At 57.1% G+C, this 10,099-nt stretch carries 13 protein-coding genes; 6 read left to right on the top strand and 7 right to left on the bottom strand.

Annotated elements, in window-relative coordinates; genetic code table 11:
* Positions 1–297 precede the first annotated feature (297 nt).
* Together KUO17_RS10145 and KUO17_RS10140 are read left to right on the top strand one after the other, a co-directional pair.
* Positions 298–786, top strand: a complete 489-nt coding sequence (locus KUO17_RS10145) for an ImmA/IrrE family metallo-endopeptidase (protein WP_217975432.1) — start codon at positions 298–300, stop codon at positions 784–786.
* 7 nt (positions 787–793) lie between these two features.
* On the top strand, positions 794–1,300 hold the full coding sequence (locus KUO17_RS10140) for a hypothetical protein (RefSeq protein WP_217975431.1): 507 nt from the start codon (positions 794–796) through the stop codon (positions 1,298–1,300).
* A gap of 31 nt (positions 1,301–1,331) precedes the next feature.
* Here the strand turns inward: KUO17_RS10140 and KUO17_RS10135 are convergent, their stop codons facing one another.
* The 7 genes from KUO17_RS10135 to KUO17_RS10105 all read right to left on the bottom strand — a co-directional run bounded on the left by KUO17_RS10135 (position 1,332) and on the right by KUO17_RS10105 (position 5,947).
* Complete coding sequence (locus KUO17_RS10135; protein ID WP_217975430.1) at positions 1,332–2,564, bottom strand: Arm DNA-binding domain-containing protein; 1,233 nt, start codon at positions 2,562–2,564, stop codon at positions 1,332–1,334.
* Positions 2,534–2,728 carry a hypothetical protein gene (locus tag KUO17_RS10130; protein WP_043863285.1) on the bottom strand — a complete coding sequence of 65 codons (195 nt, stop codon included), beginning with the start codon at positions 2,726–2,728 and terminating at the stop codon, positions 2,534–2,536. Before KUO17_RS10130 ends, KUO17_RS10135 begins: the two co-directional genes overlap by 31 nt.
* The gene (locus tag KUO17_RS10125; RefSeq protein WP_217975429.1) at positions 2,725–3,525 is read right to left on the bottom strand and encodes a DUF2786 domain-containing protein; all 801 of its coding nucleotides are present in this window, start codon (positions 3,523–3,525) and stop codon (positions 2,725–2,727) included. The genes KUO17_RS10130 and KUO17_RS10125 overlap by 4 nt, the downstream gene beginning before the upstream one ends.
* Positions 3,522–4,022 carry a hypothetical protein gene (locus KUO17_RS10120; protein ID WP_217975428.1) on the bottom strand — a complete coding sequence of 167 codons (501 nt, stop codon included), beginning with the start codon at positions 4,020–4,022 and terminating at the stop codon, positions 3,522–3,524. Before KUO17_RS10120 ends, KUO17_RS10125 begins: the two co-directional genes overlap by 4 nt.
* An 87-nt stretch (positions 4,023–4,109) precedes the next feature.
* Positions 4,110–4,349: a pyocin activator PrtN family protein gene (locus KUO17_RS10115; RefSeq protein WP_217975427.1), complete on the bottom strand. Its 240-nt coding sequence runs from the start codon at positions 4,347–4,349 to the stop codon at positions 4,110–4,112.
* On the bottom strand, positions 4,346–4,852 hold the full coding sequence (locus KUO17_RS10110; RefSeq protein WP_217975426.1) for a hypothetical protein: 507 nt from the start codon (positions 4,850–4,852) through the stop codon (positions 4,346–4,348). Before KUO17_RS10110 ends, KUO17_RS10115 begins: the two co-directional genes overlap by 4 nt.
* 306 nt (positions 4,853–5,158) lie before the next feature.
* Positions 5,159–5,947: a helix-turn-helix domain-containing protein gene (locus KUO17_RS10105; protein WP_341869604.1), complete on the bottom strand. Its 789-nt coding sequence runs from the start codon at positions 5,945–5,947 to the stop codon at positions 5,159–5,161.
* A gap of 26 nt (positions 5,948–5,973) precedes the next feature.
* Between KUO17_RS10105 and KUO17_RS10100 the strand changes: the two genes are divergently transcribed.
* From KUO17_RS10100 to KUO17_RS10085, 4 genes are all read left to right on the top strand, one after another.
* Positions 5,974–6,183 carry a Cro/Cl family transcriptional regulator gene (locus KUO17_RS10100; RefSeq protein ID WP_217975425.1) on the top strand — a complete coding sequence of 70 codons (210 nt, stop codon included), beginning with the start codon at positions 5,974–5,976 and terminating at the stop codon, positions 6,181–6,183.
* Positions 6,184–6,408: 225 nt separating this feature from the next.
* Positions 6,409–6,897 (top strand): phage regulatory CII family protein, encoded by a 489-nt coding sequence (locus tag KUO17_RS10095; RefSeq protein ID WP_043863292.1) that lies wholly within the window; start codon positions 6,409–6,411, stop codon positions 6,895–6,897.
* A complete protein-coding gene (locus KUO17_RS10090) occupies positions 6,890–7,093 on the top strand; it encodes a TraR/DksA C4-type zinc finger protein (protein WP_217975424.1) in 204 nt (67 codons plus the stop codon). Before KUO17_RS10095 ends, KUO17_RS10090 begins: the two co-directional genes overlap by 8 nt.
* The gene (locus KUO17_RS10085) at positions 7,090–9,777 is read left to right on the top strand and encodes a DUF5906 domain-containing protein (RefSeq protein WP_217975423.1); all 2,688 of its coding nucleotides are present in this window, start codon (positions 7,090–7,092) and stop codon (positions 9,775–9,777) included. Before KUO17_RS10090 ends, KUO17_RS10085 begins: the two co-directional genes overlap by 4 nt.
* The last annotated feature ends 322 nt before the right edge of the window (positions 9,778–10,099 follow it).

Genomic DNA, 10,099 nt, shown 5'->3' with positions numbered 1-10,099 from the left:
ATCGGAGTGTGTGCGGAGAGATCAGAAATTGCTTTATTCATCAGGTAGTTAGCTGACTTTTGGTGAGGCGGTGGGGCAAAATTGGGGCTTGTTGCGTGCGTAAGTCAGTGCACCGCAAGCAGAGGCGTGAAGCTAGCTTGCCACATCCATTGAAAATCGACGCATAGCCTACCACGTAACCAAAATGTCTTTCGAAATTTGACAGGGGGCTTGAATATCAGATAATACGTGATCATTTTGTGTACCATGTATGCACAGCTTAGTAACAAGTTATCCACAGCCAGGCGAGGAGGCGGCATGCCTACAGAAGTAGCAAGCATGGTCCTGAATCGTTATTGGGACGGGCAGTTGCCGATAGATCCGATTCAGTTAGCGGTCCGAGCAGGTGCGACCGTTATAGGTGATCCCGAACTCGAACGGGAAGGGCTCAGTGGCGCTTTTCAGTTCGATGACAGTGGAAGGCCGGTGATTCGGTTCAACCCTTACGAGCAGCCCACACGCCAGCGCTTTACTATTGCGCATGAGCTTGGGCATATGATGATGAATCATATTATCCCAGGTGAGCGCGTGCTGCGGGACCCTAAAATGGCTTATACCAGTGGTTATGAGCAGCCAAGAGAAATGCAGGCAAACCAGTTCGCGGCTCAGCTGTTGATGCCCGAGGCTGTAGTACGATCAGTTGCGCGCTACGGCGTGGATTCGCGGACTATTAGTGATATGGCGCGTGGCTTTAATGTTTCAGAAGTTGCGATGGGCTATCGTTTAAAAAATCTTGGTATGTATTGAGAACGTTATGACTGACAAGGAAGTATTTGAAGAGGCTCCAAAAAACCAGGGTAGTGGTGAAAAAGTTACTTACACTGGCACCGCATCTGTTAGTGGGGATAGTGAAGGGAGTGCTGGGGGTGTAAATAACCCGACAATTGCTGATAAAAATTGGAAGGATGCTCTTTCATCCGTTCAGCATATAAAGGAATTGGGTGTTATCGTTGCGGTATCACTCGCGCTTGTTTGGCTTTTATGTATTCTCACCGGCTTCGTCAGTTCAATTACCGAACTTTTTACTGAAGCTGTGCGTCTGCATAGTGCGCCAGTTACCGTTGTAAAGACGATGGATTGGCATGTAATTCTTATCGGTAGTGCTTTGATTTTGGGTGTTTCCGCTATATTGATCGTCCTGCTGAAAAGCGTTTTTGATAGTGGGCGGTCTGATAAAAAAACGCCAGATGGCCTGGCGTTAGGTGATATGCCTTTTGGTGAAGTTGTTAAGTCTGTGCAAAGTTTTTTTCAGAAGAAGTGAGCTTCACTCGCATGTCTTAGGGTGGATGTTTCTATTTCCTCAGGCTGTTCCAGATGTTTTGTAATTCTGCGGGCGATTCATCATCCATCCATTTCGCATAGACTTCTACCAACATGGTGAAGTCTTTGTGTCCCATTTGCTTCGCTATAAAAGCAATGTTGCCACGGGCCGTCAGGCACCAGCAGGCATAAGTGTGACGAGTTTGGTATGGTCGCCTAGGTCGTATTCCTGCGCGCCGTTGAATCGCTGCCCATTTAGTGTTCCAGGTAGTGGATACATACCACTGATTAATGTCTTTCTTCCTTGCTTGGGTGCGAGGAGATAGCAGGGGTGTAACGGCTATATCTCGCCACTCATGGCGGTTCTGATATATACGTATCTGCTCCTTGGAGTGATCGCTGACCAAGTCCATTAGTATCTGACAGGCTTCCAATGCGGGTGGCATCAATAGAATAGTTCGTGGCTTGCCAGTTTTGGTAACCTTGAAAGTGCCATTGGCGGTGATGGCTCGAGTGATATCAATTTTTCCACTCGCTAGATCTATATCTTCCACCGCTAGCGCGCACAGTTCGCCCGGGCGTAAGCCAGTGTAAACAGCAAGTGTGATTGCCGCTCTATCCTGTGGGTGTAAGCAGCCTTTGTTTATGAGTTGATCGAATTCGTTACGAGTGAGTGGGTCGGGTTCCTTTTCGCTCATGGCAAATCGTGTGCACGCTGCAGCGAGGCCGGCTATGCAGTGGCCATTGCTCTCGCACCAAGTCAGGAAGCCTGCGAAGGTGGCAAGGTAGTGGTTTGCCGTCGACGGTGCTCGAGTCTCAATCAGTAAGGCGCGGAGCACCTGTATATCCTCCGGGAGTAGAATACCAGCCAAGCGATCTTTGCCCACCAGTTCGACGCAGATGTCGATAGCGTAAGCGTATTTTTCCTCGGTCATGGGTGTAAGGTCGATAGCCTTCAAGGGTTTGTATCGTTCAGCCAATGCCTGCAGGCTCTCGTCCTTCGCCCTGCTGTAATTCGCAGCATGCTTCGAGCTAGGGAAGTGCCGCCCATACTCGAAGGTGCCAACTTTGATTTCATGAAGAACCGCCGCCCTGAGCTGGGCGGCGTGTTTTATGTTGGCTTTGGTCACCGGCAGGCCGAGAGACTCACGGCAGCGAATGCGGCGCCACATGAAGACGATCCGCAGGTTGCCGCCATGAATCTCGATGCCCGTGTGCTTGGCCAGCTCGGCCTCTAGGCCACTTGCGATGCGCTCTCGGCCCACTTGTCATACTCCGCCATGTTGATTGCGATGCGGCCGTCTGGAGCTTTGCGCCAGACGCGTCCTTGTGCCCAGGTGCCATCCTTCACTTTGTGGCGGATGGCATCTTCGCTGTACCCAGTAAGTTCAGCGGCGCGTTTGATCATTACCCAGCGTGGAACGCTCATGCGACCTCCCTTGTCTCGTGCTGTAAGGTCGGTGCCAGTTCCCCCGCACTCGCCAGCCCCTGATTCAGCTCAACGGCTTGCCCCGCCCTCATGCCCAGCATCAGATCTTCGATGTTTGCTTCTGGCCCTTTCCGGCTGCGCTCGGTGGCTGCCCCGTTACCCTTCGTCAACTGATGTACGAAGGCATCTATCAGGGCGTGTTCCCTGGACTCAGTAACCGCTAGTGCTCGCTCGTCGCTGCAATTGTCGTCATCAGGTTCGTCCACCTCTGGTACCAGTTCCTGCAGCTTGTAGTGGACCTGGCCAACCCATGCTTGAGCGAAGTGGTTTCCCCGGGTTTCGGGGGTGAACCGGGCTTGGGGAAGCAATCCGCTTTTGATTTTGGCTACGTGTTCCTTCCTGGCGCTGGTCACCTTCACCAGCAAAGTGTCATAGGCGTACTTGGCAATTTCCTGTGCTGGAGACACGCCAATGAACAGCGCCCTTTCTCTGCGACCACCGGACGCTGCGTCCCAGTTGCTGTGGGTGAACCCTTTGCAGTTGAAGGCCTGGGCCACGACGTTGATCAGGTCCCGATCCCATGAAGGCCGGCGGCATTTCACCTGCGCGCCATAGGTTTTCTCCACGGAGCTGATGTGCACGTCGAGTTCGGTGAGCCGGTATTTGCGCATCAGCTTCTGAGCCTGGCGCATCGCTGCAGCAGCTTCGTGTTCGTTGGAGCTGGCAGAAAGTGCAAGGCAGTGCTTGATCTTGCGGATGATGCGTTCTCGTTCCTGCTGATCATGTGTAGTGCTCATGCCGCATCCCCTTGCTGAATGGCCGAGCTGGGGCTGGTGCGCAACTCTGCATGCACGCGGCTGGCGAGTTTCAGCAGGCCTTGGCATTCGGCGTATGCGCGTGCACACCACGGCTCGGTGCCTTGCAGCTTTTGCCAGGTGTTGCGGGCCAAGCGCAGGGTTTCAGCAGCGTTTTTAAGGTGTTCGTAGTCGGCCTTCGTCACGGCGAGCCCGGTGTACGACATGATCCTGGCTTCAAGTTCTTCGATGTGGGCCAGCCGCTGACTCGTTGCCAGCAGGTGCGCCCGCTGTTCTGCCAGGCGCTCCTGGGCGATGGCGTCAATGTCCGCGTTCAGGGCGGCGATCTGCCTGGCATGGTCGGCTTCCCGCTGTGCGAGCCCCGCGGCTAAGCCGCTTTCTTTTGCTCGACGGCAAGCTGCGTTGAACAGGAATGGCAGTGCCGCCAGCGTGAACAGCCAGAGGGTGGCCAGGGCAAGGATGATTTGCTGTGGTTGCATGTGCTGTGCTCCAAAGTGTGCCCGCCGCAGGTGTAAGCCGTGGTGAGAGCGGCAGGGCGATTGCCCCTGTTGGCCGGGGCCGCCTTGTCATGCTGCTGACTGGGCTTGTGCGTCCAGATAGGCAGCGAGTTCATGCAGGTAGACCACGTGCTCGGCGCGTACAGAGCGGTGCAGCTTGCTCAGCTTGAGTCGGATACGGCCGGCGTTGATCAGGTTGCGCAGGTGCCGATCCGTCTTGATGTGCGGGAAATAGTGCTCCCGGACAGCGCTCAAGGTTGGGCATGGGGTGGTCCACTGGCGACGCAACTGGGCTAGCGTTTCGCTCATGCGCGCTCCCCGGTCCCCTCGGGGTAACGTTGCAACTTGCGGCTGATCAGATCGGCCAGGTGCTCTTTGCTGCTGCCCATGGCTGCCGCGCACACTTCACCCAGCCCGTTCGTGACAACTGCGCCGAAGGGGTGCACTTCCGATATGGTGGGTGTGATGTACGCAATCTGGCCGGGCTGTAGCACCGTGTCTACGTGCTCGAGTGCTTCCATCAGGGCGATGGCCTGTTGAGTGCGTCCGGCCTCTGTGCGCCCGTTGGCTACGTCCTGAATGAAGTCGCGCAGGTGCAGGTGGTTGGCCCGGTCGCCGCGTGGAAGGGTCAGTGAGCCCGTCAGCCCCCGAAACGCTACCTTGATGTGTGCATGTTCATCGCTCAGCTCGACCTCAACATCGGCGTCAAACTGCGCTGTAGGACGATAGAGAGGGCATGTGATAGTGCCGCCTGCAGCAAGTAACTGGTGCAACAGGTCTTGCTTGGGGAAAGGGACGACGAAGGCGCTCATGCCGCATTACCCCCGAGCTGGTCGGTGGCAGGGCTGACAGCCTGTGCATTACCTTTCGACGTGGTGATGACCAGTCGCCCGATGCGTTGCTGAATTGCGTTTATGGCTAAGCGGCTGCTGCACGCGGTGGGGTGAAGGAATACTTGGCATTGGCTTGTGTGCTGTGCGTTTGGCATGTCTCGTTCTCTGTGGTGAGAGGGCTAAGGCGAGACAAAATTAGTATTACTGATTTAATAAGTCAACAGTATCGCTAATAAATACTGCTCGGCGGGCATGAAAAAGCCCGCTGAAAGCGGGCTCTTGGTTTCAAAGGTCGACAATTTTTCTTCGTGCTCGGCCACATATTGACCATTCTTCATCCATTCGAATGATCCTTTCCGGCCAGTCAGGATTGGTCGCGTACAGGTAGAACTCGCCACCTTCGCAGCGTAGCTGCTTCAGTGTCACCGCTTGGTCTCTCACGCGTTTGGCAACTACAAAGTCACCCGTTTCCCACTGCATGTCAGGGTCGATCACGACCTTTTCGCCAGGTTTGAAATCCGGCTCCATGCTGAACCCTTCAACCCGGAGAATGAATGAGCGTGGGCCTGCAGGGCCTCCAGCCTCGACCCATTCATCAGCATCGCTTGCCTGAAACGCAACAGCTTCACAGAAGGCCCCAGCTTTTACGTATCCAACGACAGGTAACAGCCGCCCAGCAGAACCCATGTTTGTGGCGTTTTCAACGCTGCCAAGACTTGGCTGCTTGGCGATGCCGAGCGTTTCGGCCAAGCGCGGGCTGACTTCGTGAGGAGCGAAGCTCAATGCCCTGCTGAGACTCATCAATGCAGCGATGTTGAGTGGAATCTTCCCCGTCATGTATTGGCTGACAACGCTTTGGCTTGCCCAACCACAGTCATGCGCCACCTTTTCCTGATTGAGGGACGGGTCGACCGACTTCCGGGCTTTGTAGATGGCCTTCAGACGGGCTGCTTCTTCGGCGATGTAGGAGGGCTTAGTAGTCATGCCGCTCACGATATTAGCGGCGCTTATCTCTATCAAAGAGTGTTGCTTATATTTTTCTTGCTCTGACAAAGAAGTAACACTAATATTCACGCATAAACCCGTCGAGGACGAAAGGGATGGAAGAGGAATTTGGAGTGCCTTTGCGCGAGTTCGCGAAGGATCGAAGTCAGCCGGAGTTGGCTGAATTGCTCGGTGTCACTCAGAGCGCGGTTTCTCAGATGCTCAGCTCTGCGCGAGATATTCGCGTCCGCAGCAACGGCACGGGCGGATTCTTTGCCTTTGAGATCCGCCCAATAGGGAGTCGGCGCAAGCCGAAGCCCGAGTAGGAACGCCGAGCTGGGGCCTCTCACCACAAGATTATCCCCAGCTCAGCTATGACGGCGCACAGCGCCGCTGCAACCCGCCGTCCGGTCTTCTCACCACAAGACATACCGGACGACTCAATCAACGCACCGTGCCGCACAGCACGTTTAGCACAGCACATCGGTCGTGGTCGTAGGATAGGTCGTACCTAACCCTATGGCTACACCGTAAACAGGGGTTTTACGGTTATGAGTCGCACAGATCTGTTGCCGGGCGCTGGCCCGGTCCTTTCTTTGCGCCATGCGCTTTATCGCGCTGGGCGTGACTATTCAGGCGGCATCACCCGCCTGGCATTCGAAATGGTCGTCGAGAACGACGCCTTGCAAAAGAAGCTCAAGCACGATGAAGAGCGCCGTTGGCTGACTCCAGACGAGCTGGAAGATATGGTCCGATTGACCGCCGACCCACGCCTGCTTGATGCCTTGGTCAGGCCGGCGGGTGCCGTCTGGTACCGCCCCATCCCCGTGCCTGCCAGCCGTGAGGCACTGAAGGCTGTCGGCAAGCTGCTGGGTGAAGCGGGTGAGTTCGTCGCTAGCCTGCATAAAGGCGCCGCCGACAAGCACTGGGAGCTGCACGAAGTGCTGGACCTGGAAAAGCAGGGTGCCGATGTGATCCGCGAGGTGCTGGGCATCATGGCCGGTGCTCGTCAGGCGATGGAGGATCATATCGATGGCTGATATCGCTGACAGGGCCAATGATCAGGCCGACTATCTGCTGCAGGTCGCACTTGGGCGTCGTGTCTTTCCTTCGCAGCAGCCCAGCGCTGAATTTTGCGAGGATTGCGGGGTAGTTATTCCTTTGCTGCGCCACCAGGCTGTGCCTGGCTGCCAAACGTGCACCAGTTGCCAGGACCTACGGGAGCGGCGTCGATGAGTGAACGCAATGGAATGCCTATCGCCGCATGGGCGCGCCGCTACATCGAAACGTTTGGCCTCGCCCTGGTGCCGATTGAGCCGGGTGAGAAGGGTCCAAAAGGGCTTGGATGGAACAAGCCGGGTGGCTACTACACCAGCCCTGAGCCTGCCGAAATTTTCTGGCAGCAGTATCCCGCCCACAACCTCGGGGTTGTTCTAGGCCCCAGCCGGGTGTGCTCCCTTGACGTCGACGACGTGCAGTGGACGCGGTTCGTCCTGCAGGAGCAACTGGGGCTGGACCTCGACGCGCTAGCAGTTGCCTACCCGACAGTGGTGGGCAACCCGGCGCGTTTTCGCGTGATGTTCCGGGTGCCTGACGGGGTCGAGCTGACCCGTCATTCGTTGTCGTGGCCAAACGAGTCGGACCCTGACGGCTCGATCTTTCGCGGCTTCATGGCTGAGGCCAAGGTGGCGAAGCAGGCCGGTGATGTAGCGGCCGAGGCGACTGCTAAAGCTGCTGCTGAGCCTTACAAGCCTTTTACGGTGCTTGAGCTGCGCGCTGGCCTGGTGCAGGACTTGCTGCCTCCTTCGATCCACCCCGGTACCGGCAAGCCCTATGTCTGGCGTACCCCGCCGAGCCCTGACGGCTTGCCCGATCTGCCAGACGCGTTACTGACGATATGGCAAGGGTGGGACACCTTCAAGCGCGGGGCTCTGTCGATCTGTCCCTGGGCACCAAAGGCGACCAAGCCGGCGACTACTGCGCCGAAGCGTGCACCAGCTGGTGGCCCGCAACTGCCCAAGGTGATCGATGAGTTCAACCGGTGCCATGACCTTGAGGCGCTGATTGCCAATCATGGCTACACCAAGCACGGTGGCAAATGGTTGTGTCCCCAGAGCAGCAGTGGGCTGCCGGGCGTGACGATCACGGAAGGGAAGTTGTACTCGCATCACAGTACCGACCCCTTGGCCAACGGGCACAAGAACGATGCGTTCGACGTGTACTGCATTCTTGAGCACGGCGGCGACACCTCGGCCGCCACGAAGGCGGCTGCGCGGCTACTTGGCATCGACAAACCCAGTCGGGCGCCAGAGCCCCCGCCGCAGGGCGAGCTTCCCCCGACCCCATCTGTACAGAATGCCCCAGGCGCGGCCGGCTCCTCAGCCTCCGGGGGAGTGGGGGAGGCTGCTGCCATGGCCCTGGATGAAGTACGCCGCCGATTCGCCCTGGTCGAGGGCACCACGCATGTCTGGGATATGGACAAAGCGCGGGTGATGAAAAAGTCAGGGTTCGAAGCGCTGATCGGCAAGGCATTGGCGAAGGAGTGGATGGAGCTTGCCGACAAGCGCCTTACATCTGCCGACCAGGTGCAAGAGATTGAGCAACTGCGCCGCATGACCACCAAGAAGGGTGGCGCCCTTGGGCTCGCCCCCATCGACAGGTACGTCTATATCGACGGTACCAAGGACGTATGGGACCGTGAAAAGAAGCGCCGTATTGCCGAAGGGGCCACCAAGATGGCCCTGGGCGATGCGTATGCCCTGTGGTTGAACAGCCCGAATCGGCGCGTGGTCGACGTCGACAACATCGTGTTCGATCCGACCATGACCAAAGACCCGAACACCTACATCAACACCTTTGAAGGGCTGCCGCTTGAGCCGGTGCGCAATGATGCGGCCTGCGAGAACCTGCGATGGCTTATCTCGTTCCTGTGCAACTACGAAAAGGACGCCATGGAGTGGCTGGTTCGTTGGTTGGCCTACCCGTTGCAGCACCTTGGCGCCAAGATGGACACGGCTGTGCTGATGCACTCCATCATGGAGGGCTCCGGCAAGAGCCTGCTGTTCGCCGACGCCATGGGTGAGCTGTACGGGCAGTACGCAGCCACAGTCGGGCAGACTCAGTTGGAAGGCTCGTTCAATGCCTGGCAGAGCCGCAAGCTCTGGGCAGTGTTCGAGGAGGTCGTCAGCCGCGATCAGCGTTACAACCAGGTGGGCAAGATCAAGCACCTGGTGACGGGCAAGACGGTGCGCATGGAATCCAAGTTCATCAACGGCTGGGAGGAAGCCAACCACATGAACGCGGTGTTCCTCAGCAACGAGATCCTGCCCTGGCCGATCAGTGAGAGCGACCGCCGCATGCTAGTCATGTGGCCGATGGAGACGCTGCCCGTCGAGCGGCAGAAGGCCATTGGCGCCGAGTTGAAAAACGGTGGTGTGGCCGCGTTGTACGCCTGGTTGCTGAGCGTTGACCTGGGCGACTTCAATGAGCGCACGCGCCCGCCGAGCACACCGGCCCGGGAGCGTCTGGTGGCCTTGAGTCGGGCGGCATGGCAGACGTTCATGAACCTGTGGCGCTTCGGTGATCTTGGGCCGGGTCTATGGGGTTGTTGCTTGTCCTCGGATTTGTGCGCTTTGTTTATCGAGTGGTGCCAGCGGAATAGGGAGCACTCGATGAGCCATACGAAGTTTTCGCTTTTCATCAGTACGGTAGTTGAGAAGACAAACCGTGCGATCCCGTGGACCGATGGAAGCAATCGACGTTTCGGGGTGTTCTTTTTCCCGGATGCTGCTGATGCTTCCCTGCCCCCATCATTAAATGCGGCCGAGCTGGGCAAGACGGTTGCTGACTGGCGCGCCAAGGCGAGGCTGGCGGGTTGGAACGTCGATAATTGGGAGCACATCAAGGTGCTCGCAGCATGAGTCCGCACGTGGGTGTGCTGGGTGTGTTGGGTTGGTGTCGGGTTGGTGTTGAGTGGTCGACACACGTGGAGCCCTTGAGTTACGCGGCTTCCCGGGGACTGTGTGGGGTGTGTTGGGTTTGTCGTCGCGTACGCGCGTACGCGTCTTTTCTTGAAGCTGGTTATCAGTGGGAAATTAAATTCTATGCGAGCACTGAAAAACCCAACAAACCCAACACACTAAACACAACTTCTTTTAGTGCCCTGTATTCATTGGTTTTTTCTTGTGTTGGGTTTGTGTTGGGTGCCCCTGTTTTGTGTTGGGTACGGTTTTCGGGGGAGGT

It is taken from the genome of Pseudomonas aegrilactucae (assembly GCF_019168305.1).
In the GTDB taxonomy this organism is placed as follows: Bacteria; Pseudomonadota; Gammaproteobacteria; order Pseudomonadales; family Pseudomonadaceae; genus Aquipseudomonas; species Aquipseudomonas aegrilactucae.
Note: the sequence above shows the minus strand (reverse complement) of the source record. Positions and strands in the feature narration are given on the sequence as shown.

What these genes read in the sequence shown, in the direction of transcription:
- KUO17_RS10145 (WP_217975432.1), top strand. Translation starts at nt 298, where the DNA reads ATGCCTACAGAAGTAGCAAGCATGGTCCTGAATCGTTATTGGGACGGG.
- KUO17_RS10140 (WP_217975431.1), top strand. Translation starts at nt 794, where the DNA reads ATGACTGACAAGGAAGTATTTGAAGAGGCTCCAAAAAACCAGGGTAGT.
- KUO17_RS10130 (WP_043863285.1), bottom strand. Translation starts at nt 2,728, where the DNA reads ATGAGCGTTCCACGCTGGGTAATGATCAAACGCGCCGCTGAACTTACT.
- KUO17_RS10125 (WP_217975429.1), bottom strand. Translation starts at nt 3,525, where the DNA reads ATGAGCACTACACATGATCAGCAGGAACGAGAACGCATCATCCGCAAG.
- KUO17_RS10120 (WP_217975428.1), bottom strand. Translation starts at nt 4,022, where the DNA reads ATGCAACCACAGCAAATCATCCTTGCCCTGGCCACCCTCTGGCTGTTC.
- KUO17_RS10115 (WP_217975427.1), bottom strand. Translation starts at nt 4,349, where the DNA reads ATGAGCGAAACGCTAGCCCAGTTGCGTCGCCAGTGGACCACCCCATGC.
- KUO17_RS10110 (WP_217975426.1), bottom strand. Translation starts at nt 4,852, where the DNA reads ATGAGCGCCTTCGTCGTCCCTTTCCCCAAGCAAGACCTGTTGCACCAG.
- KUO17_RS10100 (WP_217975425.1), top strand. Translation starts at nt 5,974, where the DNA reads ATGGAAGAGGAATTTGGAGTGCCTTTGCGCGAGTTCGCGAAGGATCGA.
- KUO17_RS10095 (WP_043863292.1), top strand. Translation starts at nt 6,409, where the DNA reads ATGAGTCGCACAGATCTGTTGCCGGGCGCTGGCCCGGTCCTTTCTTTG.
- KUO17_RS10090 (WP_217975424.1), top strand. Translation starts at nt 6,890, where the DNA reads ATGGCTGATATCGCTGACAGGGCCAATGATCAGGCCGACTATCTGCTG.
- KUO17_RS10085 (WP_217975423.1), top strand. Translation starts at nt 7,090, where the DNA reads ATGAGTGAACGCAATGGAATGCCTATCGCCGCATGGGCGCGCCGCTAC.